Source organism: Kosakonia sp. AG348 (assembly GCF_003337365.1).
Classification (GTDB): domain Bacteria; phylum Pseudomonadota; class Gammaproteobacteria; order Enterobacterales; family Enterobacteriaceae; genus Kosakonia.
Map to the genome: position 1 here is coordinate 570,431 of NZ_QPJR01000002.1, position 24,140 is coordinate 594,570.

The window sequence follows — 24,140 nt, forward strand, 5'->3', positions numbered from 1 at the left end:
CCATTTAAAATAAAAAATCCAATCGGATTTCACTATTTAAACTGGCCATTATCTAAGATGAATCCGATGGAAGCTCGCTGTTTTAACACGCGTTTTTTAACCTTTTATTGAAAGTCGGTGCTTCTTTGAGCGAACGATCAAATTTAAGTGGATTCCCATCAAAAAAATATTCTCAACCTAAAAAACTTTGTGTAATACTTGTAACGCTACATGGAGATTAACTCAATCTAGAGGGTATTAATAATGAATCGTACTAAACTGGTACTGGGCGCGGTAATCCTGGGTTCTACTCTGCTGGCTGGTTGCTCCAGCAATGCTAAAATCGATCAGCTGTCTTCTGACGTTCAGACTCTGAACGCTAAAGTTGACCAGCTGAGCAACGACGTGAACGCAATCCGTTCCGACGTTCAGGCTGCTAAAGATGACGCAGCTCGCGCTAACCAGCGTCTGGACAACCAGGCTCACTCTTACCGTAAGTAAGAGTTCCTGTAATGAAATGGCGCACTCTGTGCGCCATTTTTTTTGCCTGTAATTTGCCCTTCCTGTTCGCCTACTGCGTTACCGCCTCCTGTTGGGCTTCTGCATCCACCGTCGTACCTTTCGCATTGTTCTGTACGGACAACACACTTTCTTTCGACTCTGCCGCCGCTGTCTTCACCGGAATTGCTATCGGGTAACCCGCACGACGATTCAACGCCTGCGTAATCATGCCATTATCACCGCCGGCATTATGAATAAACGCTTCCAGCGCGGGAGAGAAGGTGATCGGCACCGTCTGCGTATTTTCTTCAACCTTTTGTGCCAGCGGACGATGCACTTCAATAAAGTGCCGCCCGTCAGGCTCTACGGTGTATTTCACCGGTTCGTTGATAATCGTCACGCGCGTACCAGCCGCAACCTGTGCAAATAACGCCTGGATATCCGGTGCATTCATGCGGATACAGCCTGAGCTGACCCGTAACCCAACGCTGTCCGGCGCATTAGTACCGTGGATAAGATATTCGCCATTGCCAATCCCCAGACGCAGCGCAAAGCGCCCTAACGGGTTATTTGGCCCTGCGGGTATCACCGGTGGCAATTCAATACCGTTGGCTAATGAACGCGCGCGAATGCCCGCTGTCGGTGTCCAGGTTGGGTTCGGGATCTTCTGGCTGACCCGCGTCACCGAAACCGGCGTTTCCAGCCCCTGTTGGCCAATACCTATCGGGTAGACCTGCACGCTATTTTTCCCTGGCGGGAAATAATACAGCCGCAACTCGGCCAGATTAACCACAATCCCTTCGCGCGGCGTATCGGGCAAAATCATTTGTGAAGGGATGGTGACGATCGTACCCGGCCTCGGTACGGGTGCAATCGTGTTATTGGCTTCAAGGATCAACATTGCTGCCGTGTCGAAATGACGGGCGATGGCCTGCAGGTTTTTATCCCCCGCCTGCACAGTGTAAGTCTGGTTTTGCCCAATAACACGGCTCCCATCGGCAGGCAGAAGATATTCTGCCGCACGAGCCACCTGGAGTGCGCTTAAAGCGCCGAAAAGACATAAGGAGAGCAAAGACGCGCGTTTCATACTGAAGTTCCTGTATCCACTGACAAGGTGTCAGAAAGCTGAAGATCCAGCGAGGCGTATAACGCCTCGCATCGTAACAGGATGAAAAATGGTCTTTTAAGTTTAGCTAATGTTGGCGGCTTTGTTGCGAATCGCGCGGATCATCGCCTCAAGCCCCTGTGAGCGAGAAGGCGTCAAATGTTGCGTAAGGGACATCTTTTCAAACCACGGGCGCACGTCAAACGCCACAATATCCTGCGCGGTCATCTGCTGATAGAGCACAAAGACGATGGCAATAAGTCCTTTGACAATCGCGGCGTCACTGTCGCCTGCCAGCTCAATCACCCCCGCTTCATTGCGGTGCATGACAATCCAGACCTGGCTCTGACAGCCCTGAATAATGTTCTCAGGATTGTGCGCGTCGGCACTTAATTCCGGTAGACGCTGCCCCAGCTCAATAATATAGAGGTACTTCTCTTCCCAGTTGGCACAGCGGCTAAAATTGCGCAGCAGTTTCTCTTTATCGGGTAATGCGGCCATTTTTGCCTCTCACGTTAGCCCAGTAACTGATGAATGCGTTTCAGGCCAGTTACCAGACGATCCACCTCTTCTTCCGTATTGTACATAACCAGTGACGCACGACACATGGCGGGAACATGGTAAAACGCCATCAGCGGCATCGCACAGTGGTGGCCGGTGCGCACCGCAACGCCGTAATTATCGAGAAAACTGCCGACATCATAGGCGTGGTGTTTCCCGAGATTAAACGCGATGACGCCCTTGCGCTGCGCCGGGCCATAAAGCGTCAGATCCGGCACATCCGCCAGCGCATTGAGTGCGTAATGCATCAGCGTCTGCTCGTATTCACCAATCGCTTCCAGCCCCAGCTTGCGGACATACTCAATTGCCGCACCAAGCCCGATAATGCCGCCTGTGTTCGGCGTACCGGCTTCAAAACGCCACGGCGCTTTCGCATAGGTTGTGCCTTCGGTCAGGCTCACAGTGGCGATCATCGAGCCGCCCCCTTCCCACGGCGGCATATCCTGCAAGATAGCCTCTTTAGCATATAACACGCCAATACCCGTAGGCCCATACAGTTTATGCCCGGAGAAAACATAAAAATCGCAATCCAGCGCCTGCACATCCACCGGATGGTGCATGACCGCCTGCGCGCCGTCCACCAGCACTTTCGCACCATGCTGATGCGCCAGCGCAATGATTTCCGCCACCGGGTTTTCGGTGCCCAGCACGTTCGACACCTGCGTGATCGCCAGCAGCCGCGAGCGTTCATCCAGCAACGTTGGCAACACATCCAGTTGCAGCGTGCCATCCTGGTTAAGCGGGATCACGCGTAACTCCGCGCCCACGCGCTCGCACAGCATCTGCCACGGAACGATATTGGCGTGGTGTTCCATCGCGCTAATGATAATGTTGTCGCCCGCGCGCACCTGGCTGTTACCCCAGCTGTTCGCCACCAGGTTAATTCCCTCGGTCGTGCCGCGCACAAACACCAGCTCTTCCGGTAAACGTGCGTTAAGAAACGCCGCGGCCTGCACCCGCACGTTTTCCATTCGCTGGGTGGCTTCCGCACTGAGCGTATGAATACCGCGGTGTACCGCCGCATACCCGTGGCGGAAAAAGTCAGCTTCGGCATCAATGACCTGGTTCGGTTTTTGCGCACTGGCCGCGCTGTCGAGATAGGCCAACGGTAGTCCGTTCACTTCACGCTGCAGCACCGGGAAATCGGCGCGAACGGCGTTCACGGGAAAACTCATATTCTGCCCCCTGCCAGGCGCTGGCTGATACGCGCCAGAACCTGTTGTTTCAATGCTTCGTCACTAATGGCTTCCGTCAGTTCAGCCGCGAAAGCATGGATTATCATCTGTTGCGCCGCCTGTTGATTGATGCCGCGCGAGCGCAAATAAAACATCTGTTCATCATCAATGCGGCCAACCGTCGCGCCGTGGCTGCATTTCACATCATCGGCATAAATTTCCAGTTGCGGCTTGGTATCCACCTCCGCCAGACGTCCGAGCAACAGATTATTATTGGTCATCTGCCCGTCGGTTTTGATGGCATGTTGCGCAACTTTGATCAGGCCATTAAACACCGCGCGGCCTTTATCGCTGACGATGGTTTTATGTAGCTGGCGGCTGTTGCAGTAGCCCTGATTATGCTCAAGCCAGGTACGGGTATCGCACACTTCCGCTTTCACCGGCATCGCCAGGCTGTTGATGCGCAACTGCGTGTTTTCGCCATTAAGTTGCGTACTGGTGTTGTGGCGCAACACCGCGCCGCCGAGCAGGAAACTGTGGCTATCTGCCGCCGCATCCGCCGCAAGCAAGATGTCATTGTGCGCAAAGTGGTAGCTTTGCGGATTTTCAAACGCCAGTTTGACGTGGTGCAGGCGCGCATTCGCCGCCACATTCATCGTCAGGCGTGAGCCCGTAAAGTGGCGCGCATCGTTCAGGCTGACGTAATGTTCGTAAATTGTCGCTTCCGCCCCCTGGGCAAGCTCAAGATGGTGGCGATAATGGGCGGTATTCATCTCGTCGCCCGCCAGCCCTTGAGTAATATGCATAAGCAGCAACGGTTTAGCAGGACGCTGGTTACGCGCTACCTGAATCCAGGTCACGCTCTGCGCCAGGCTTTCTGTCAGATGCAGGAACACTTCCGGCTGCACTGGCGCAGGCAGCGCCTCCCGCACATCGGCAAATTTGACCTCAAAACCAGAACCCGCGGTGTCATCGCTCAGCGCCGCGTTAAACTGACCATCAACAAACACCAGCCGTACGGCATCCACCGGCAATGCCAGCGTATCGCGCTGCCCGGCACCAATCGTGCCAGAGGTACTCACAAACTGACTGTTCAGTAAGCCTTCCAGCGGCGTGTATTTCCAGTTTTCATGTTTGCGTGTCGGCAACCCTAAACGCAGCATTTGCTGCAGATGCTGCTGCGCCGATTCAGAACGCGCACCGCCCTGCGTTTCAAACAGATGATGCCACTGTTGCAGCGCGTTACTGCTGTTCGGTAAGCCAGCCATAGCCCTGCTCCTCCAGTTGCTTAACCAGCGTGAAATCACCGGATTTCACGATGCGCCCCTGATACAACACGTGTACGAAATCCGGTTTGATGTAATCCAGGATCCGCTGGTAGTGCGTAACAATGATAAATGCGCGTTTTTCGTCACGCAGTGCATTCACCCCTTCGGCAACAATTTTCAGCGCATCAATATCAAGACCGGAGTCCGTTTCATCCAGAATGCACAGATCGGGTTCCAGCACCGCCATCTGCAGAATGTCGTTACGTTTTTTCTCACCGCCGGAGAAACCGACATTGACCGAACGGGTAAGCAGATCTTCCGGCATTTTCAGCAGCTTAATTTTTTCTTCCATTAGATCCTGGAAGTCAAAGCGGTCCAGCGCCTCTTCGCCGCGATATTCACGCACCGCATTAAGCGCCGTTTGCAGGAAAAACTGGTTACTGACGCCGGGGATCTCCACCGGATACTGGAACGCCATAAACACCCCTTCACCGGCACGCTCTTCCGGCGAAAGCTCCAGCAAATCTTTGCCTTTAAACTCGACGCTGCCACCTACCACTTCGTAATCTTCACGTCCGGCCAGCGTCGCGGAAAGCGTACTTTTCCCGGAACCGTTCGGCCCCATAATCGCGTGGACTTCACCAGGGCGCACGTCCAGGCTCAGGCCGCGCAGGATCTCTTTATCTTCAACGCTTACCTGCAAGTCTTTAATACTTAACATTTCTTATCCTTTAATTCTTAACCGACGCTGTGTTCAAGGCTGATAGCCAGCAGTTTTTGCGCTTCAACGGCAAACTCCAGCGGCAGTTCAGAGAAGACGTCTTTACAGAAGCCGTTGACGATCATGGAAATGGCATCGTCTTCACTGATCCCGCGTTGCAGACAGTAGAAGAGCTGGTCTTCACCAATACGCGATGTCGTGGCTTCATGCTCAAGCTGCGCGCTGTTATTACGGCACTCGACATACGGGAAGGTGTGCGCCCCGCAATCCGGGCCAATCAGCATCGAGTCGCACTGGGTGAAATTACGGGCATTGGTCGCTGTCGGCATGATTTTCACCAGCCCGCGATAGCTGTTCTGGCTGTGTCCGGCGGAGATCCCTTTGGAAATAATCGTCGATTTGGTGTTCTTGCCGATATGGATCATCTTGGTGCCGGTATCCGCCTGCTGATGCCCGCTGGTCAGCGCGACGGAGAAGAACTCACCGATCGAGTTATCGCCGCGCAGAATGCAGCTCGGGTATTTCCAGGTGATGGCGGAGCCCGTCTCAGATTGCGTCCACGACATCTTGCTGTTTTCGCCTTCGCACAGCGCACGCTTAGTCACAAAGTTGAGGATGCCGCCGGTGTTGTTATCCCCCGGGAACCAGTTCTGCACCGTGGAGTATTTCACTTCCGCGTCTTTGTGGATGATCACTTCCACCACTGCCGCGTGCAGTTGATAGCTGTCGCGCACCGGTGCGGAACATCCTTCGATATAGCTGACGTAGCTTCCTTCATCCGCCACCAGAATGGTGCGCTCGAACTGGCCGGTTTTTTCCGCGTTAATGCGGAAATAGGTCGACAGTTCCATCGGGCAACGCACGCCTTTCGGGATATAGATAAACGTCCCGTCAGAGGCGACGGCGGCGTTAAGCGCGGCGAAAAAGTTGTCATTGGAAGGCACCACCGTTCCGAGGTATTTTTTAACCAGTTCCGGGTGGTCATGGATCGCCTCGCCGAACGAGCAGAAGATGATCCCTTGCTCCGACAATTTTTCCCGGTACGTCGTTGCCACCGAGACGGAGTCAAAAATGGCGTCGACCGCCACGTCTTTACCTTCGCGTACCGGAACGCCAAGCTGGTTAAAGGCCTCTTCGACCTCTTCCGTCAGCCAGGCATTTGCACCGGTCTGTTGCACCGCACCGGGCTGCGAGGCGCACGTGTCGTCGCAATTGCCACAGGACGGTGCGGAGTAGTAACTGTAATCCTGATAATCCAGTTTTTCGTACTGCGCTTTCAGCCAGTGCGGTTCTTCCATCTCCAGCCACGCCCGGAAGGCGTTCAGGCGGAATTCGAGCATCCAATCTGGCTCGTTGCGTTTCGCTGAAATAGCCCGCACGACATCTTCATTGATGCCTTTTGCCAGCTCGTCGGTGCTCAACCGGGTAAAAAAGCCCTCTTTATAATTAAGGTTGCCGCCGGTCCAGATTTTGACATCGTCAGTTGCTTCAGTATTACGAGACATAGTACCGCCTATACCCCGAAACTTTCGCCACAGCCGCATTCGTGCTGGGCTTTCGGGTTATGAAATTTGAAGATCTGATTTAAACCTTCACGCACGTAATCCACTTCGGTGCCGTCAATAAACGGCATCGCTTGCAGCGGTACGTAAAGGCGTGCGCCGTCAGATTCGTAAAGCAAATCGTCTTCGTTCGGCTCCGTCACGGTATCGAGTACATAGCCAAAACCTGCGCAACCCGTCTGCTTGATACCCAGCCGTACGCCGAGCACGCCGGCCTGCTTACTGGCCAGCGCACGGATATGTTCTGCAGCAGCGGGTGTCATGGTTAGCCCCCGCCACGTAAAATCTTGCGGATTAAATGATTCCATCGTTTACCTCACATCAGCAGATCAAAGGCTCATAATGCTATGTTAGTGATAATGATTATCACTTCAACCTCTTTTCCGAAGGGTTATTCCCCACAAGCCCCTTTTTTCGGCATATGGTATAAGCATAGACTCTGCGCAAAGGCTTTACAGGTAAGTGAAAATTTGTTTAATAAATTGATAAATAATGACTTTAGCGGGCACAGCGGCAAGTAAGAGATGAAAATGAAAAGATGTATAGCCAATGCCTATTATTGAGATAGGGTTTTGGTATTTTTTACTGTAAAAAGTGGCCCGCTTATCAAAACATTATCTTTGCGTGTAACGGCGTCTTAAACGCATAACCCAAACTTCGGCAATTTGTGTTGTTAAATTAATCTCCAGTGATATCAATAGGCCGCACGTCGACGGCAAAATAGTCATAGTAAAAAGTTGAACTGGATGCTGGAATGAGTGTCCGAAAGCGAGGATTTTTTACCAGATTTGAGCAAGTTATGGATAAAACAGCGTTGATTTTGTTACTGCTCGCGGTGGTGGTTCTGGTGGTGGGTTTATGGTCAATTTTCAGCGAAACGCTATGGATAGTAGCCAGCTTCCTGGAAACCTTGCTTTACCCAACTATCTCCACGCCGGAGTGAGGTTATGGTGTTCTGGCCGCTCTAGCGAAAATGGCACTGGGATAAGAAAAAACGTTCAAAAAATAAGAAATTACTCCCTCATTTCTCAGATGAAGTCAGTTATCTTCGTTTTTTTTGAAAATGCGCTCACGTCGCTGAGCCATCAAACAAGGAGAGTATTGATGAATGCAAAACCAATGATGTCTTATTTAGATAGCGGAACGGGTTTTCCCGTGCTGTTGGGCCACAGCTATTTGTTTGATAAATCGATGTGGTCGCCGCAAATTGAAACGCTCAGCCAGCACTTTCGTGTGATAGCGCCAGATTTGTGGGGACATGGCGAATCCCCCGCGTTGCCAGGCTCCCCCTCCTCTCTGGCCGATATTGCTGCAGACCATTTGGCTTTAATGGATTCGCTCAATATCGACCAGTTTGCCGTGGTCGGCTTGTCGGTTGGTGGAATGTGGGGAGCAGAACTCGCTGCCGCCGCACCTGCGCGGGTTAAGGCGATGATGTTATTTGATACCTTTATCGGCGATGAAACCGATCTGGCGCGAGAGCGTTATTTCGCGATGCTCAACGCCATCGATGCGACTGGCACCATTCCCCCGGAGTTACTCGACTATATCGTCGGTCAATTTTATTCGCAGTTTGCCGCGCCCGCAGATGTTCAGCAACTCACCGCTTTTCTTTCCTCACTTTCTGCTGAGCAACTTTGCAGCAGTATTGTGCCGCTCGGTAAATTGATTTTCGGTCGACCAGATCGGATGACCATTCTGGATTCTGTGGCTTGTCCGGCGCATGTGGCAACTGGCGAACTGGATCTGCCGCGCCCGCCCGTAGAAGGGCGACAGATGGCTGAAGCATTAGGTTGTCAATTCACGCTGATTCCAAATGCGGCGCATATCAGTAACCGGGAAAATCCTGAATGTGTTTCACAATTGATCGTCGATTTCCTGAAACAACATTGTTGATCCCTCATTACATTGCGAAAGCCAGGTAATTAGCCCACCCGGCGATAGTCTATTGCCAACCCTTTAATTAACCGGACGGGAAATACGTTTCCCGTTCGTTCTTCTTGTTATTCGAGACCAGGTTATTACTGTCATAAAACTGTCATTATATTTTTATGTTTGGCCGTCTATTTTTAAACGCATCCTGAATACACCTTCAATACCTCGGTTAAACAGCAAGGCCCAAAAAACGAATAAAGATCCAGGCTTATAAACACGCGTGCATTACCAGCAGACATCTTACTAATGGTTAATATTGTTAATTCATTCGTGCTTTATTGTCATAAGCCAAACATCGGGCAGGAGCGCGTTAAGCATATTGGCAGCCAGTCACCTTTCCCATAACAAAACAACAACCTAACACAAACTAATTGTAAATCTATCCACCACAAAACCGCCAAAATATAAATATTAAGAATAATCTTCTTTGTTAATTTATAGATTTAAGCGATCATTTTCATGATAGTAATAGATACAGACTATCAAAATAAGATAATCGATCATTTAAAACAATTTTCAATCATTATCAGGGCCTGTGTAGAATTGAAAATTGTTTATTAAGAATGTCCTGTTCTTTTGAGTAGGGGCGAAATCAGGAAAATGAAAATTAACACACTGGAAATTAATGGCAGAAAATTCCTGATGACGGCAGAGTTTCATCCCATCATTACTCTCTCAGGAAAAAACATTCTCCGCTATCAAGTGGTGGCGCAATTTTATAACGCTGAGGATTTTCTCATTCCAGCAGAGCAAATAGCCGCTCTGCTGGAAGAAACGGCGGTCAGCAGAAAAGTAACCGATTTTATTTTTGAAGTTATTTGTCATGTACTAAAAATGAAGGAAACAATGACGGTTTCATTCATTTTATCGCCGCAGCTGGCTAATGATATGGATCATCTTACCCAGCTCCTTGAACGCTGCCAGCACAGTAATATTGCCCCGCAACGTATCGAAATTGAAGTCAGCGACAAAATGACTTATCCTCAATTTATCAGTAAGTTACCAGCATTAAAGAAAGCCAAAGAGTATGGCTTTATGGTTTCACTCGGTAAATTTGGCTGCGGAAATGAACATGCAGAGCGCCTGCAATTGTTTGCGTTCAATACTATTAAAATCGATCGTTCCCTTGTCGATGGCATTGCCCGCCACCCGGCAAAACTTTCAACACTGCACCGTTTCATTGATAGCGTAATACCTGCCGGGACGAACGTGATTTGTGAAGGCGTGGATAGCACAGCCGACCTCGCTCTGCTTAACAGGTATAACACCGACGGTATTCAGGGGTATACCTTTTCCCGCCCGCTGACCTTTAAGCAACTCCAGTTACTGGAGGGATTTTAAACTCACATAAAAGCCGCTGGCGGGTGATTGGGTAAAAGCGCTATCCCAGGCAGGCTGCCCGTGTACTATTCCTCTGCGTTTTCGCGGGTGCAGACGATCGCTTTATCGTTGGTGTGCTTGCTGTCCGCGTAGAAGAAGGCTTTTTTACCCGTTTCGATCTGCGTGATGATATGGATAGCCGCCCAGTTGGTAGCCTTGTTTTGATCCTGGCTGTCGGTATAAATCAGCGAGCGTCCGGAATATTGATCGGAGATATCATACGGATTCTCCTGTGGATTCGTGTAATGTCGACCATTGACAGTGAGCCCATCCGGTTCGACGCTGGCGCGGTATTCATCACACTGCAGCGTGATACCCGCAGCCGATGAATACGCCGATAATAAGGCTAAACAGCCGCCCGCAATAAACTTGACCATAACCATCCCGTATACATGTTGTTGGCAACAGAATAATACAACGCCCCTGAGAAGGGGCGCGTTAACAAAGGTTAGTTATAAAGCGAAGGTTCGCCGACCGGGCGGGTTTTAAAACGCCGGTGGATCCAGAGATACTGCTCCGGTGCGCGCAGAATTTCGCGCTCAATCACTTTGTTCATGTAACTGGCGGCAGCAAACTCATCCTGAACCGGATAGTCATTCAGCGCCGGGCCGATATGCAGCGAATAACCGGAGCAATCCTCTTTACGCACCATCGTGACCGTCAACATTTTCGCCCCGGAAAGGCGCGATAAGACGTAGGTACCGTTGGTGGTGGCCGCGTTTTGCACACTGAAGAACGGGGCGAAAATACTGCCTTTGCGACCGTAGTCCTGATCCGGCGCGAACCAAACGGCTTCCCCTTGTTTCAGCGCATTGACCAGACCTTTCAGGTTACGGCGATCAATCATCGATTTATTGGAACGCATACGCCCGCGCGTCTGTACCCATTCCATCAACGCATTATTATGCGGGCGATAGGTTGCCATCATTGGCTGACAAAGCCCCATTACGCGCCCGCCGAGCTCCAGCGACATAAAATGCACGCCGACCACCATCACACCACGCTGGCTGGCCTGGGCGGTCTGCAAATGCTGATAGCCTTCGACATCAAACCAGCGGCGTACACGCTTATCCGACCAGAACCACGCCATGCCGGTTTCAATCAACCCCATGCCCAACGACATAAAGTTTTTCGCAATCAGCCGCTCACGCAGTTCATCGCTCATATGGGGGAAACATAATTCGAGATTACGGCGGGCGATACGCTCACGGCGCTGCAGGAATCGACGTGATTGCCGCCCCAGCCCCGCGCCAAGGCGGGCAAGAACAGGATAAGGAAGTTGAACGAGCAGCCAGAGCAAACCTAATCCGGCCCATGTCACCCAATGGCGAGGGTGTAAAAATTCGCGCTTAAACGATGTCATCATTGTTACCTAAAAGCATTAATTCAGTAGCGCTTAAAGAGACAATGAATCACTTCATCAGGTCATTACGCGTTACAGCCACTCGCGCCGGTTACTGACAACCGGGCGGTACATCCAGTGCCGGACAATATAGCACGAAGAGCTAAAATCTAATGCGCAGAATAATGAATAAAAAATGAAGATTTTTCGGCGGTTATACCGCCGAAAATGATTAGACAATTGCCGTGGTCAGCCGTGATGAGCAACACAGGCGGGATTGTTCGTCATAAATATCGATTTGCCAGACCTGATGCCGCCCCCCCGTATGCAACGCCCGACAAACACCGCGCACGCGCCCGCTGCGCACCGAGCGCAAGTGGTTGGCGTTGACCTCCAGCCCTACCACTTTCTGTTCCCCTTCCGTACATAAATAGCCGGCAACAGAACCGAGCGTTTCCGCCAGCACCACAGACGCACCACCGTGTAACAGGCCAAACGGCTGATGGGTTCGTTGATCTACCGGCATACTCGCCTCCAGCGCATCGTCACTGATGCGTTCAAAGCGAATATCCAGCAACCCCACCATATTGCCATCACCCATTGCATTCAGGGCTTCCAGCGTAACCGCACGTTTCCAGATCATCCCAAAATCTCCAGTAATGCCTGTAGTGGATGGCGCACGCCATTCCCTTCGATTCGTTTAACCTGGCTGCGGCAAGAGTAACCGGTTGCCAGACAGCGATTACGCGGCAAACGCTGCATCGCCTGATGCCAGGAAAGCTCATAAATGCCCATCGAACTGGCATGGTTCTTCACTTCATGACCATAGGTTCCAGCCATGCCGCAGCAGCCAACACTGACATTTTCCAGTACCGCGCCGAAACGCGCAAAAATCGACGCCCATTGCCCCGTAGCACCCGGTAGCGCAGTCACTTCTGTGCAGTGGCCGAACAGATACCAGGGCTCACCGCTGAGCGCGCGTTCACCGATGTTATCCAGCGCCGCCGGCAGCCATTCATGCACCAGTTGCACATGAAAGTCCCCACGCTTATCGCCTAACGCCAGCTTGTACTCGTCGCGGTAGCAGAGCACCAGCGCCGGGTCGACACCGACCATCGGCATGCCCAGTTGTGCCACGCGGTTAAGGAAATCTGCGGTTTTTTGCGCCGTTTTGGCAAAGCGATTCAGGAAACCTTTAATGTGTTGCGCCTTGCCGTTTGGCGAGAAAGGCAACACGACCGGCGCGAAACCAAGCCGTTCGACCAGACGAACAAAATCGGCCACGACCTGCGCATCGTAATAACTGGTAAATGGATCCTGCACCACCAGCACAGTTTTCGCTTTCTGCGCGGCATCGAGCTGTTCAAGCTGCTCAAGCGTCATGTTCGCCGTGCGATGCCCGACCATCTGACGCTGCAATGACGGCACCGACAGCAACGGTAAATCCACCATGCCGATATGCTTCGCGGAAAGGGAACGCACCCACGGCTGGCTCATAAAAAAGTTAAATGTTTTCGGTGCGCGCGCCATTAATGGCGCATAACTCTCAACCGTGGCGACCAGATGATCGCGTACCGGGCGCAGATAACGGCTGTGATAGAGCTGCAGGAAGCGTGACCGGAACTCCGGCACATCAATCTTGATCGGGCATTGTGTAGAGCACGCTTTACAGGCCAGACAGCCTGACATCGCTTCTTTAACTTCATGCGAGAAATCATACTCGCCGCGACGGGCATGCCAGCTATTGCGCGTACGCTCGATTAATGTGCGCAAACTGGCCCGTTTTTCCTGCAGCTCTTTTTCCAGCTTAATTGGGTCGATGCCACGATCGGCCAGCAGACGCAGCCATTCACGCACCAGCGTTGCCCGCCCTTTTGGCGAATGAATACGGTTCGCCGAGATTTTCATCGACGGGCACATCGGGCTTTTCACATCGAAATTAAAGCATAAGCCGTTACCGTTACACTCCATGGCGCCACGCCATGAGGAACGCACGGCAATAGGAATTTGCCGGTCAAGCGTACCGCGCTTAACGTCATCCACCTTCTTCATCGGCGCATCGATGCCTTCAGGCGGGCAAATTTTACCTGGGTTCAGCCGGTTTTCCGGATCGAACGCCGCTTTGATTTTGCGTAACTCACCATACAACTGCTCGCCAAAAAACGCCGGGCTATATTCGGCGCGGAAACCTTTCCCGTGCTCGCCCCACAGCAAACCGCCATATTTTGCCGTCAACGCCACCACATCATCCGAAATGGATTTCATCAGCACTTCTTGCTGCGGATCGCACATATCCAGCGCGGGCCGCACATGCAGCACCCCGGCATCGACATGACCAAACATGCCGTAGCTCAGGCCATGTCCATCAAGCAGCGCACGGAATTCAACGATGTAATCCGCCAGATGTTCCGGCGGCACGCAGGTATCTTCCGCGAAGGGAATCGGCTTGGCTGCGCCTTTCGCGTTCCCTAATAACCCCACGGCTTTTTTACGCATGGCGTAAATGCGCTCAATGCCCGTCAGATCTTCGCACAATTGCCAGCCAACCACGCCGCCTTCACCCTTAGCCATTAACGTATCGAGGCGCTGGCACAGCGACTGCACCTGCGCATCAATCAGCGGCTGATCGTCACCGGCAAACTCAACAATATTCAGGCCAAGCAGGGTTTTGTCCGGCACATCGGTAATCAGCTCTTTCACCGAATGCCAGACGATGTCTTCCCGCGCCAGATTGAGCACTTTCGAATCTACGGTTTCGACGGAGAGCGCCCGCGCTTCCACCATAAACGGCGCATTGCGCAGCGCGGAATCAAACGAATCATATTTAACGTTCACCAGACGGCGAACTTTCGGCAGCGGCGTGATATCAAGGCGCGCTTCGGTAATAAACGCCAGCGTCCCTTCTGAGCCGGTCAGAATGCGGGTTAAATCAAATTCGGTCATCTCGTCATTAAACACATGACGCAGATCGTAACCGGTAAGAAAACGGTTCAGTTTGGGGAAGTTATCCAGAATCAGCTGACGGTTATCGCGACAGCGCTCCAGCACCGTTTTATAGATACGCCCGATAGCGGTGCTGGCATTACCCAGCGTTTCTGCCAGCGCCACCGGCATCGCCTGCGTATCGAGGATATCGCCACCCAGTAACACAGCGCGGACACCCAGCACATGGTCGGAAGTTTTCCCGTAAACAAGGGACCCCTGCCCGGAAGCGTCGGTGTTGATCATTCCCCCCAGGGTCGCGCGGTTGCTGGTCGACAGCTCCGGCGCGAAGAAGAAACCGTAGGGTTTCAAATACTGGTTGAGCTGATCTTTGATAACGCCCGCCTCAACGCGCACCCATCCCTCTTCAGGATTGATTTCCATAATGCGGTTCATATAGCGGGACATATCAACGATGATGCCCTGGTTCAGCGCCTGGCCATTGGTGCCGGTACCGCCGCCGCGCGGAGTAAAGACCAGCGTACGAAAACGCGGCTCGGCCGCGAGGCGTGTGATCAAGGCAACGTCGGACGTTGAACGAGGGAAAACGACGGCATCGGGTAATAGCTGGTAAATACTGTTGTCTGTCGCCATCGTTAGCCTGTCGGCGTAGCTGGTGGCGGTATCACCGGTAAAACCTTGTTGCTCCAAAGCCTGCAAAAAATTCAGCACCAGTTGAACGACGCCCGGTGCCTGGGAAATCTGTGGGATCATTATGCTTGACCCTGCCTGACTGTTAGTGTTGTGAATAGTTAATCGTTTGCTTTAAGCATTCATCGTTGTATCACATTTTTTTCTTATGCGCCCATGAGAATTACAGGCAGAATCGGACTGTCCAAAACCGCTGAAATCATTAATCATTATCACTGGTGATTTCCAGAAACACCGAATTTTCAGCCACTCAATAAGGTGAGTAAATCGTATGGTTGATCTACGTCAGTCCAGGGATGTACCGCAAATCATGCTGTCGGTACTGTTTTTAGCAATCATGATTATCGCCTGTCTGTGGGTCGTCCAGCCCTTCATCCTCGGTTTTGCCTGGGCGGGAACGGTGGTGATCGCCACCTGGCCACTGCTGGTACGCCTGCAACGCGTGCTGTTTGGCCGCCGATCGCTGGCGGTTTTAGTGATGATGATGCTGTTGATCCTGCTGTTTATTATTCCTGTCGCGCTACTGGTTAATAGCCTGGTGGACTCCAGCGGCCCGGTGATCCATGCCATCAGCACCGGCGCCATGTCACCGCCAGATTTAGCCTGGCTAAACAGCATCCCTTTCGTTGGTGAGAAGCTCTATGCGGGCTGGCACAGCCTGCTGGATATGGGCGGCAGCGCCATTATGGCCAAACTGCGGCCGTACGTAGGCGCGACAACCACCTGGTTTGTCGGCCAGGCCGCGCATATCGGACGCTTTATGCTGCACTGCGGCCTGATGTTGCTGTTCAGCGCCCTGCTTTACTGGCGCGGTGAGCAAGTTGCCAGAGGGATCCGCCATTTCGCCATTCGTCTTGCCGGGAAACGAGGCGATGCCGCTGTGCTGCTGGCAGGCCAGGCTATCCGCGCCGTAGCGCTTGGCGTGGTGGTCACCGCGCTGGTGCAGGCCGTGCTTGGCGGCGTTGGTCTGGCCATTTCCGGCGTGCCCTACGCCACGTTGTTTACCGTGGTCATGCTGATGACCTGTCTGGTGCAGCTCGGGCCGTTACTGGTGCTGGTTCCGGCCATTATCTGGCTTTACTGGAGCGGAGATTCCACCTGGGGCACCGTGTTGCTGGTCTGGAGCTGCATTGTCGCCACGCTGGATAACTTCATCCGCCCGGTACTTATTCGCATGGGCGCGGATTTACCGCTGATCCTTATTCTTTCAGGGGTAATTGGCGGACTGGTCGCTTTCGGTATGATTGGCCTGTTTATTGGTCCGGTATTACTGGCGGTTTCCTGGCGGCTATTCTCCGCGTGGGTGAATGAAGCGCCCGAACCGGTAGCGGCAGATAATGCGCTTAGCGAAGTCGACGATTTAGACAACCCCTCCTGAAAATAATAAGGCGGGGTAGCCCGCCTTAATTATTATTAAGCGCTACTTATCATTTCAAACACGAAATCCCGATCAGATCCCTCTGAAAGCGAAATATTGCGCGATTTAGCCCATATATTCTTCACGTCCATTTAACTAATGAGACGAATCTGATCGACGCAAAAAATCGACATGCCTACTATTAGCTCACGGTTATAAATCAACACCTTGATTTATAAGCATGGAAATCCCCTGAGTGAAACAACGAATTGCTGTGTGTAGTCTTTGCCCATCTCCCACGATGGGCTTTTTTTTCGCCGCTTTCAGTTCAAGCACTTATTTGCCGGATGCAGACGCGCTTTCGTTGCCGCTCAACGCGCAGGCGCCATTATCAATGGCTGCACCAATCGGTAGATAATCGAGTGCTAAATGCATCGTGCTCACATCGTGTCCGTCACAGTCACGAATATGATCGTTATACGACGCACAGCCATTAAGACCCGCGCATGCGAGCACGATATACATGAATAAATAAGCTTTCATTTGAATAACCTCAACACGATTACAGGCAAATAAATAGATCACTTCCGCTACAGCGAAATAAAAACTGCAATAGTTAATAAATTAAAATCGTGAAAACACGATCACTTTAAACCCGCTTACGTATTTACCTGCGCCAGCTGCTGATAAGATGATGCTGAGGCAGCACGCGATCAACGACGTTACATAACCGGCCCTGTAGCGCCCTGTAAATCCTGCGTTCACAGGCGTAGTTCACCCACCAGATACCGCCGGGTTCAATGTCGCCAAACCCCGTCACACCATGACAAATAAAATGGACATAATGACGCGCAGCTATTTTCCCACCAGGTAAAATATCAATAAATTTTTCTGCAAGTACAAAGAAATAGAAAATAACGAACAGCTAAGTTACGGGGTGGAATTATATGCGGGGTAATTATCAATACAATAAATATATACCAGCGGCAGGCACGAATAGCTTACGATCGCACAAATACCTCAGGTAATTGTAAGTCATGCAGCGTGGTTGTTATTTCAACCGGGTTATTGTTGTTTGTTTGTGCAAAAAAATAGCCCATCGAGCGATGGGCTACGATGTTATCACTGACTGACTTCGCACTGACTCATCATTTTCCAGTCGGTGGGAAGTTCGCGGGTCTCGCCGTAAACGTTCACCGTGAGCGCTGCGCGGATATCTGCCGATGAGGCACCGATTTGCAGCTCAAACTCACCCGGTTCGACAATGCGCTGCCCGTCACGGCGCGTAAAGTTGAGCATATCCACCGGCACGATGAACGTCAGGGTTGCCGTTTCACCCGGTGATAATGCCACGCGCTGGAACGCTTTTAGCTCCTGCACCGGACGCACCATTGACGCTACTTTATCCCGGACATACAGTTGCACCACCTCGCTGCCGCTGCGATCTCCGCTATTTTTTACCTGCACCTGCACACGAATATCGCCATCAATCGCCACATCCGGTGTCAGCAACACCGGCTTCATATACTCGAACTGCGTCCAGCTCTTCCCGTAGCCAAAGGGGTAAAGTGCGCCAAAATGGAAGGCAAACGGTGTACCACCGCTTTTGAGCTTGTGGTTGTAATAATAGGGCATCGCCCCCGCGCTTTTCGGCACGCTGACGACCAGACGCCCCTGCGGCTCTGCCCGCCCGGTCAATACATCGGCAATCGCCCGGCCGCCCTCCTGCCCCGGCGCCCACGCCATTAACCATGCGGCAACGCGCGACTCCAGCCCTTGCAGGTTATACGGACGCCCACCGGTCATGACCACCACGACCGGTTTCCCGGTTGCCACTAACGCCTCCAGCAACTGTTGTTGCACACCCGGCAGCGTCAGGCTGTCCGTGTCGGAACCTTCCCCCACCGTCCCGCTCTGGAACAGCCCTGCAAGATCGCCCACACAGGCAATGATCACCTCGCTTTCCTGCGCCACGCTCACCGCGTGCGGGATCAGGCTCAAATCCATGGAAACTGGTGACTGCTGCATCGGTTTCCCCGACGCATCCCCGGGGAAAACAGGGGCGCCAGCCATACGTTTTTCAATAATATGGCAGCCTTTGGCATAACGGACGTTCCCCTCGCCCAGCGTCTGGCGCAGCGCCGCAAGCGGCGTGGTGACCTGCGTGGTCTCCTCCAGCATATCGCTAATGATCAAATGCACCGGGAAACTGTACCCGCTGAGCAAAGCCAGCGGGTCGTCAGCGGTCGGGCCAATTACCGCCACTTTCGGCGAGCCGTTCAATGGCAGAATGCCGTTATTTTCCAGCAGCGTCATTGAGCGCGTAGCGACCTCGCGCGCTACCTGCCGCGTCCTGGCAGACTGCAGGTCGATACCCTGTTCATCGGTATAAGGCTGTTCGAACAAACCGAGGCGGACTTTCACTGCCAGCACGCGGGCGACAATTTCGTCCACTTTTGCCATGGAGATAAGGCCGCGCTCAACGGCCTCTGCCAGATGGCGTGCACAGTCATCTTTTGGCAATTCAACATCCAGCCCGGCATTAAACGAGAGCGCAGCGGATTCCGCGGCATCGTGTGTCACGCCGTGATGTTGATGCAGCAGGCTGACGCCACCGTAATCGGCAACAATAATGCCCTCGAAGCCCCACTGTTCACGCAGCAAAGTGGTGAGCAAGAAATGGTCACTGTGACCCGGCTGGTTATCAATGTCGTGATAGGCTGGCATCACCGATCCTGCTTTCGCCAGCTTCACTGCCATCTCGAACGGCAGCAAAAAGGTGTCGTTCAGCTCGCAAAAGCCGAGGTGTACCGGGGCATGGTTACGCGCCCCTTCGCTAAACGAGTGACCAACATAGTGTTTGAGCGTCGCCAGCATATCGCCCTTTTCACCCTGCAACCCGTTCACGTAGGCGCACGCCATCACCCCCACCAGCCACGGGTCTTCACCAAACGTCTCTTCCGTGCGCCCCCAGCGCACATCGCGCGAGACATCCAGTACCGGAGCCAGCCCCTGTTTGCATCCGGTCGATCGCGCTTCCAGCCCGATATGATGGGCGGCACGTTGCACAAGTTGCGGATCCCAGGTGGAACCGTAGTTCAGCGAGGAGGGAAATAACGTCGCGTCTTTGCACAATAAACCCACCAGGCACTCTTCATGAAACAGCGCGGGGATACCCAACCGCGTCTCTTCCACCAACGTTTTTTGTAGCCGATTAGCCGCGCGTACACCGCGCTTCGCCTCCACTATATGCGTGCCCAGTGGACGGGTTATTTGCCCGACCCCCAGTTTAAGCCGCTGTGCCAGCGCCGCCTGCGCGCTGACACCGGCAAACTCATCGCTGAGATCGGTGCGCTCGCGGTGCTCTCCCTCTTCTGAAAGCACCAGCCACAACGCATGCATTTGCGCGAATTTCTCTTCCGGCGTCATCCGCGCCAGTAAATCCGCAACGCGTTCGGCCACGGGACGGTTTGTGTCCTGGTAGATAGCAGTCATCGGGTCACTCCTGTGTTATTGAAATCCGGGGCGGTTTGCACTGCCGTGTCGCTTTCAATGACCTCGCGTTTACGTATCAGATCTTGCGCGATACTGTCGGCAACCTGGCTATTGAGTTTGTAGCGGGTCAGCAGCAGCACCATGCAGATAAACAGCAGGCAGGGGATCAGCGTAAACAATGCGTTAATGGTCGTCAGCACCGTCGCGCTCTGGGCTGCCTGATTCGGCGCATAATCCACGGCACCAAGCACCCAACCCACGACTGCGCCGCCAAGCGCCAGGCCAAATTTAATGGCGAATAACGCTGTCGAGAACACCAGTCCGTCGAGGCGACGCCCGCTGCGGTGCTCTTCGTAATCCACCACGTCAGAGAACATGGTCCATTGCAGCGGAGTGGTCAGGTTCTGAATAAAGCTGAAAACGATATTGAGGCCAAAAATAAGCCACACTTGCGTCGGCGGGATAATAAAGATCAGCGCCGCGAAAACGACGAATGTAATAATTGTCCACTGGTAGGCGCGCACCCGGTCAAATTTCCCTAATAACCGCGCTGATAATAGCGCTCCGCTTAGGGCGGCGATCATGCCCGAAACAATAAAGGTAAATACCATATCCGGGCGCTGTAATACGTATTTGACGTAATACATCGTGGCGGAACCACGCGTTACAACGGCGGTTAACAGCAAAATATTAAACACAAAGACAATGCGCCACTGCGTATTTTTCGCCAGCAATTTGAGATCGCTGAACAGCGAACCGGAGCTATCATTGCGCGGCGTAAAACGCTCGCGTGTCATAAAGAAGCAGCCAAAGAACAGAAAAATGCCCAGTACGCCCATCATGCTCATGGCATAAAAATACCCTTTTTGATCGTTACCAGCCCCCAGATGTGCCACCAGCGGCAGGGCAATAACGGTCACGATCAGGCCGCCAATAAACGATAAACCAAAGCGCCAGGACTGCAGCGAGTGGCGCTCGTGCGGATCCATCGTCAGCGCGCCGGGCATGGCGCAGTAAGGGACGTTAATCGCAGAGTAGATAAAGCTAAGGATGGCGTAAGTGACGCAGGCATAGAGGATTTTTGCCGTCGCCCCTGCGTCCGGGACATAAAAGGTAATAATGCAGCTCACACCAAACGGTATTGCAAACCACAGCAGCCAGGGGCGAAAACGCCCGTGTCGCGTTTGCGTACGATCCACCAGTGCGCCGATGCAAGGATCGACAAAAGCATCCACCGCACGCACGACCAAAAACATGGTTCCCATGATGGCGGCGGGTAACCCAAACACATCCGTATAGAAATAAGCGAGAAACAGCGTTGCGGTTTGCCAGACCAGGGCGCTCGCCATATCACCCAGACCGTAACCTATTTTGTCTTTTGTACTCAGGACAGAGGAGATTGTCATTTTTATTAGCCTTGTGAGGTCAAAAAATATTTCAACATGGCGCGACAGATTAACGTCGCACTGCTCACTACCGGCTCAAGTATTGGAAGAAGCTAACGAGGGGACAATTGCAATAATTGCCAGGCTTTTTACGTTTTTTGGTTATTGTGATCGCCGCCGAGTTCGCGGCTGAAATAAAAAAATCCCCGACATTATGTCGGGGATTTTACTTTTGCCTTTATTTTTTCAGTTCGGCGAGGCTGAGCCAGGTCTGCACAACGGTGTCCGGGTTGAGTGAGAGACTATCAATGCCCTCATCCATCAACCAGGCGGCAAAGTCTTCGTGATCCGAAGGCCCTTGCCCGCAAATGCCGACATATTTGCCCTGCTTTTTCGCCGCACGGATCGCCATCGAAAGCAGCGCTTTCACCGCGTCGTTACGTTCGTCGAACAGTTCTGAGACCACGCCGGAATCGCGATCGAGACCCAGCGCCAGTTGCGTCATGTCGTTGGAGCCGATAGAGAAACCATCGAAATACTCAAGGAACTGCTCCGCCAGCAGCGCGTTGGACGGGATTTCGCACATCATGATGATTTTCAGCCCGTTCTCACCGCGTTTCAGCCCCTGGCGCGCCAGCTCATCAACTACCGCTTTTGCCTGTTCAACGGTACGTACAAACGGGACCATGATTTCCACGTTGGTCAGCCCCATATCGTTACGCACGCGTTTTACCGCTTCGCACTCAAGCGCGAAGCAATCGCGGAAGCTGTCGGCCACATAACGGCCTGCGCCACGGAAGCCGAGCATCGGGTTCTCTTCTTCCGGTTCGTAGCGCTCACCGCCGACCAGATTGGCGTATTCGTTCGATTTAAAATCAGACAGACGCACAATCACACGTTTTGGCCAGAATGCCGCGCCCAGTGTCGAAATGCCTTCCGTCAGACGGCCGACATAAAACTCAACCGGCGAATCGAAGCCTTTCATCATTTCGCGGATTTCGTTTTGTAATTTCGCGTCCTGGTCATCAAATTCCAGCAGTGCGCGCGGATGCACGCCGATCATGCGGTTGATGATGAATTCCAGACGCGCAAGGCCTACGCCTTCGTTTGGCAGGCAAGCAAAATCGAAGGCGCGATCCGGGTTGCCGACGTTCATCATGATCTTCAGCGGCAGATCCGGCATGGTGTCTACGCTTGAACTTTTCACGCTGAAATCCAGCAGATCGGCATACACATAACCGGTATCGCCTTCGGCGCAGGAGACGGTGACTTTCTCCCCGGTTTTAATACGTTCGGTCGCGTCGCCGCAGCCCACCACCGCCGGAATACCTAACTCACGCGCAATGATCGCCGCGTGGCAAGTTCGGCCGCCGCGGTTGGTAACAATCGCCGCCGCTTTTTTCATGATCGGTTCCCAGTCCGGGTCGGTCATGTCGGTTACCAGCACATCGCCCGGCTCGATCAGGTTCATCTCGCTGATATCGTGGATCACTTTCACCGTACCGGCGCCAATGCGGTGCCCAATGGCACGGCCTTCAGAGATAATGCGCCCCTGGGCATGCAGCGTGTAACGCTCCATCACCTGGCCACGCGAACGCACGGTTTCCGGACGCGCCTGCACGATAAACAATTTACCGGTATGGCCGTCTTTCGCCCATTCAATATCCATTGGACGGCCATAGTGTTTCTCGATTTGCACCGCCTGCTTCGCTAGCGCCTGCACTTCGTCATCGGTCAGAGAGAAACGGTCGCGCTCTGCCTGCGGTACATCTTCAATCTGCACCTGCTTGCCATGCTCTTGCGTCGGCGCATAGATCATGCGGATTTTCTTCGACCCCATGGTGCGACGCACAATGGCCGGACGATTTGCCGCAAGCGTTGGCTTATGCACATAGAACTCATCCGGGTTAACGGCGCCCTGCACCACCATTTCGCCCAGTCCCCAGGCAGAGGTGATAAACACTACCTGATCAAAACCGGATTCCGTATCGATGGTGAACATCACGCCAGAAGAACCGATATCCGACCGCACCATGCGCTGCACACCGGCAGAAAGCGCGACGCCGCGATGATCGTAGCCCTGATGCACGCGATAGGAGATGGCGCGATCGTTGAATAACGAGGCAAACACATGCTTCACCGCCACCAGCACGGCGTCATACCCTTGCACGTTGAGGAAGGTTTCCTGCTGACCGGCAAACGAGGCATCCGGCATGTCTTCTGCGGTCGCAGAAGAACGCACCGCGAAAGACGCTTCAGCGTCGTCTTCAGAGAGTTTGGCATAGGCTTCGTGGACGGCTTTTTCCAGCTCAGGCGGGAACGGCGTGTCGACAATCCACTGGCGGATCTGCGCACCGGCTTTGGCCAGTTCGGACACATCATCGATGTCAGTTTTATCCAGTAATTCGTAAATGCGCTGATTTAGCCCGCTTTGTTCCAGAAACTGGTTAAACGCATCGGCCGTGGTCGCAAACCCATTCGGTACGGAAACCCCCATACCGGACAGATTAGTAATCATTTCACCAAGGGAGGCATTTTTGCCCCCAACTCTGTCTACATCATTCATGCCGAGTTGGTCATACCAAAGCACCAGCGGAGACGAGCCATTGTTGGACATCGAAACAATCCTTTTGTGATATATGAATGGGTGAAAACGTCGAACTACTTTTTTATCCTGGCATAATTAATTCCGTTGAAAAAACGGTGAATCGTGTAAGCAATTACGATTTCTGGTTTTTCGG

Annotated in this window: 20 protein-coding genes and 1 other RNA gene; 6 read left to right on the forward strand and 15 right to left on the reverse strand. The window is 52.8% G+C overall.

Annotated features, from left to right (window positions below):
• Window positions 1–243 precede the first annotated feature (243 nt).
• Window positions 244–480, forward strand: a complete 237-nt coding sequence (locus DFO56_RS06440; protein ID WP_007374746.1) for a major outer membrane lipoprotein — start codon at window positions 244–246, stop codon at window positions 478–480.
• Between the two features lie 70 nt (window positions 481–550).
• Here DFO56_RS06440 and DFO56_RS06445 read toward each other — a convergent pair whose 3' ends face one another.
• The 7 genes from DFO56_RS06445 to sufA form a co-directional block, all read right to left on the reverse strand.
• Complete coding sequence (locus tag DFO56_RS06445; protein WP_045511458.1) at window positions 551–1,567, reverse strand: L,D-transpeptidase family protein; 1,017 nt, start codon at window positions 1,565–1,567, stop codon at window positions 551–553.
• A gap of 102 nt (window positions 1,568–1,669) precedes the next feature.
• Entirely contained in the window at window positions 1,670–2,086 is a 417-nt protein-coding gene (gene sufE / locus DFO56_RS06450) for a cysteine desulfuration protein SufE (RefSeq protein ID WP_045511461.1), read from the reverse strand.
• A 14-nt stretch (window positions 2,087–2,100) separates the two neighbouring features.
• On the reverse strand, window positions 2,101–3,321 hold the full coding sequence (gene sufS / locus DFO56_RS06455) for a cysteine desulfurase SufS (RefSeq protein WP_045511464.1): 1,221 nt from the start codon (window positions 3,319–3,321) through the stop codon (window positions 2,101–2,103).
• Window positions 3,318–4,589 (reverse strand): Fe-S cluster assembly protein SufD, encoded by a 1,272-nt coding sequence (gene sufD / locus DFO56_RS06460; RefSeq protein WP_045511467.1) that lies wholly within the window; start codon window positions 4,587–4,589, stop codon window positions 3,318–3,320. Before sufD ends, sufS begins: the two co-directional genes overlap by 4 nt.
• Entirely contained in the window at window positions 4,564–5,310 is a 747-nt protein-coding gene (sufC, locus tag DFO56_RS06465; RefSeq protein ID WP_016496313.1) for a Fe-S cluster assembly ATPase SufC, read from the reverse strand. Before sufC ends, sufD begins: the two co-directional genes overlap by 26 nt.
• Before the next feature lie 17 nt (window positions 5,311–5,327).
• Window positions 5,328–6,815 (reverse strand): Fe-S cluster assembly protein SufB, encoded by a 1,488-nt coding sequence (gene sufB / locus DFO56_RS06470; protein WP_016496314.1) that lies wholly within the window; start codon window positions 6,813–6,815, stop codon window positions 5,328–5,330.
• 8 nt (window positions 6,816–6,823) lie between these two features.
• Window positions 6,824–7,180: a Fe-S cluster assembly scaffold SufA gene (gene sufA / locus DFO56_RS06475; RefSeq protein WP_016496315.1), complete on the reverse strand. Its 357-nt coding sequence runs from the start codon at window positions 7,178–7,180 to the stop codon at window positions 6,824–6,826.
• Window positions 7,181–7,671: 491 nt separating this feature from the next.
• Between sufA and DFO56_RS06480 the strand changes: the two genes are divergently transcribed.
• The 3 genes from DFO56_RS06480 (at window position 7,672) to DFO56_RS06490 (ending at window position 10,148) form a co-directional block, all read left to right on the forward strand.
• Window positions 7,672–7,815: an Ecr family regulatory small membrane protein gene (locus tag DFO56_RS06480; protein WP_147271666.1), complete on the forward strand. Its 144-nt coding sequence runs from the start codon at window positions 7,672–7,674 to the stop codon at window positions 7,813–7,815.
• A gap of 161 nt (window positions 7,816–7,976) precedes the next feature.
• Window positions 7,977–8,768: an alpha/beta fold hydrolase gene (locus tag DFO56_RS06485; RefSeq protein WP_045511472.1), complete on the forward strand. Its 792-nt coding sequence runs from the start codon at window positions 7,977–7,979 to the stop codon at window positions 8,766–8,768.
• A gap of 639 nt (window positions 8,769–9,407) precedes the next feature.
• Window positions 9,408–10,148, forward strand: a complete 741-nt coding sequence (locus DFO56_RS06490; protein WP_045511475.1) for an EAL domain-containing protein — start codon at window positions 9,408–9,410, stop codon at window positions 10,146–10,148.
• A 65-nt stretch (window positions 10,149–10,213) separates the two neighbouring features.
• Here DFO56_RS06490 and DFO56_RS06495 read toward each other — a convergent pair whose 3' ends face one another.
• The 4 genes from DFO56_RS06495 to DFO56_RS06510 all read right to left on the reverse strand — a co-directional run bounded on the left by DFO56_RS06495 (window position 10,214) and on the right by DFO56_RS06510 (window position 15,225).
• A complete protein-coding gene (locus DFO56_RS06495) occupies window positions 10,214–10,564 on the reverse strand; it encodes a hypothetical protein (RefSeq protein WP_233500380.1) in 351 nt (116 codons plus the stop codon).
• Window positions 10,565–10,635: 71 nt separating this feature from the next.
• Entirely contained in the window at window positions 10,636–11,553 is a 918-nt protein-coding gene (gene lpxP, locus DFO56_RS06500; protein WP_045511478.1) for a kdo(2)-lipid IV(A) palmitoleoyltransferase, read from the reverse strand.
• Between the two features lie 208 nt (window positions 11,554–11,761).
• A complete protein-coding gene (gene menI / locus DFO56_RS06505) occupies window positions 11,762–12,172 on the reverse strand; it encodes a 1,4-dihydroxy-2-naphthoyl-CoA hydrolase (RefSeq protein ID WP_016496321.1) in 411 nt (136 codons plus the stop codon).
• Entirely contained in the window at window positions 12,169–15,225 is a 3,057-nt protein-coding gene (locus tag DFO56_RS06510) for an FAD-binding and (Fe-S)-binding domain-containing protein (RefSeq protein WP_045511481.1), read from the reverse strand. The genes menI and DFO56_RS06510 overlap by 4 nt, the downstream gene beginning before the upstream one ends.
• 208 nt (window positions 15,226–15,433) lie before the next feature.
• Here DFO56_RS06510 and ydiK point away from each other — a divergent pair, with 208 nt between their 5' ends.
• Window positions 15,434–16,540, forward strand: a complete 1,107-nt coding sequence (gene ydiK / locus DFO56_RS06515; RefSeq protein WP_045511484.1) for an AI-2E family transporter YdiK — start codon at window positions 15,434–15,436, stop codon at window positions 16,538–16,540.
• Window positions 16,541–16,728: 188 nt separating this feature from the next.
• Window positions 16,729–16,836: antisense sRNA RprA (gene rprA, locus DFO56_RS06520), an RNA gene on the forward strand.
• A gap of 19 nt (window positions 16,837–16,855) precedes the next feature.
• Here rprA and DFO56_RS06525 read toward each other — a convergent pair.
• The 4 genes from DFO56_RS06525 to ppsA all read right to left on the reverse strand — a co-directional run bounded on the left by DFO56_RS06525 (window position 16,856) and on the right by ppsA (window position 24,016).
• On the reverse strand, window positions 16,856–17,062 hold the full coding sequence (locus DFO56_RS06525) for a hypothetical protein (protein WP_045511487.1): 207 nt from the start codon (window positions 17,060–17,062) through the stop codon (window positions 16,856–16,858).
• 579 nt (window positions 17,063–17,641) lie between these two features.
• On the reverse strand, window positions 17,642–20,014 hold the full coding sequence (locus tag DFO56_RS06530; protein WP_045511490.1) for a glycoside hydrolase family 3 N-terminal domain-containing protein: 2,373 nt from the start codon (window positions 20,012–20,014) through the stop codon (window positions 17,642–17,644).
• The gene (locus DFO56_RS06535; RefSeq protein WP_045511493.1) at window positions 20,011–21,420 is read right to left on the reverse strand and encodes an MFS transporter; all 1,410 of its coding nucleotides are present in this window, start codon (window positions 21,418–21,420) and stop codon (window positions 20,011–20,013) included. Before DFO56_RS06535 ends, DFO56_RS06530 begins: the two co-directional genes overlap by 4 nt.
• Before the next feature lie 217 nt (window positions 21,421–21,637).
• Window positions 21,638–24,016, reverse strand: coding sequence for a phosphoenolpyruvate synthase (gene ppsA / locus DFO56_RS06540; protein WP_045511496.1), 2,379 nt, complete (start codon window positions 24,014–24,016; stop codon window positions 21,638–21,640).
• Window positions 24,017–24,140: the final 124 nt, after the last annotated feature.

Excerpts from the sequence above, each read along its gene's own strand:
- DFO56_RS06440 (WP_007374746.1), top strand. The coding sequence starts at position 244 with ATGAATCGTACTAAACTGGTACTGGGCGCGGTAATCCTGGGTTCTACT.
- DFO56_RS06445 (WP_045511458.1), bottom strand. The coding sequence starts at position 1,567 with ATGAAACGCGCGTCTTTGCTCTCCTTATGTCTTTTCGGCGCTTTAAGC.
- sufE (WP_045511461.1), bottom strand. The coding sequence starts at position 2,086 with ATGGCCGCATTACCCGATAAAGAGAAACTGCTGCGCAATTTTAGCCGC.
- sufS (WP_045511464.1), bottom strand. The coding sequence starts at position 3,321 with ATGAGTTTTCCCGTGAACGCCGTTCGCGCCGATTTCCCGGTGCTGCAG.
- sufD (WP_045511467.1), bottom strand. The coding sequence starts at position 4,589 with ATGGCTGGCTTACCGAACAGCAGTAACGCGCTGCAACAGTGGCATCAT.
- sufC (WP_016496313.1), bottom strand. The coding sequence starts at position 5,310 with ATGTTAAGTATTAAAGACTTGCAGGTAAGCGTTGAAGATAAAGAGATC.
- sufB (WP_016496314.1), bottom strand. The coding sequence starts at position 6,815 with ATGTCTCGTAATACTGAAGCAACTGACGATGTCAAAATCTGGACCGGC.
- sufA (WP_016496315.1), bottom strand. The coding sequence starts at position 7,180 with ATGGAATCATTTAATCCGCAAGATTTTACGTGGCGGGGGCTAACCATG.
- DFO56_RS06480 (WP_147271666.1), top strand. The coding sequence starts at position 7,672 with ATGGATAAAACAGCGTTGATTTTGTTACTGCTCGCGGTGGTGGTTCTG.
- DFO56_RS06485 (WP_045511472.1), top strand. The coding sequence starts at position 7,977 with ATGAATGCAAAACCAATGATGTCTTATTTAGATAGCGGAACGGGTTTT.
- DFO56_RS06490 (WP_045511475.1), top strand. The coding sequence starts at position 9,408 with ATGAAAATTAACACACTGGAAATTAATGGCAGAAAATTCCTGATGACG.
- DFO56_RS06495 (WP_233500380.1), bottom strand. The coding sequence starts at position 10,564 with ATGGTCAAGTTTATTGCGGGCGGCTGTTTAGCCTTATTATCGGCGTAT.
- lpxP (WP_045511478.1), bottom strand. The coding sequence starts at position 11,553 with ATGATGACATCGTTTAAGCGCGAATTTTTACACCCTCGCCATTGGGTG.
- menI (WP_016496321.1), bottom strand. The coding sequence starts at position 12,172 with ATGATCTGGAAACGTGCGGTTACGCTGGAAGCCCTGAATGCAATGGGT.
- DFO56_RS06510 (WP_045511481.1), bottom strand. The coding sequence starts at position 15,225 with ATGATCCCACAGATTTCCCAGGCACCGGGCGTCGTTCAACTGGTGCTG.
- ydiK (WP_045511484.1), top strand. The coding sequence starts at position 15,434 with ATGGTTGATCTACGTCAGTCCAGGGATGTACCGCAAATCATGCTGTCG.
- DFO56_RS06525 (WP_045511487.1), bottom strand. The coding sequence starts at position 17,062 with ATGAAAGCTTATTTATTCATGTATATCGTGCTCGCATGCGCGGGTCTT.
- DFO56_RS06530 (WP_045511490.1), bottom strand. The coding sequence starts at position 20,014 with ATGACTGCTATCTACCAGGACACAAACCGTCCCGTGGCCGAACGCGTT.
- DFO56_RS06535 (WP_045511493.1), bottom strand. The coding sequence starts at position 21,420 with ATGACAATCTCCTCTGTCCTGAGTACAAAAGACAAAATAGGTTACGGT.
- ppsA (WP_045511496.1), bottom strand. The coding sequence starts at position 24,016 with ATGTCCAACAATGGCTCGTCTCCGCTGGTGCTTTGGTATGACCAACTC.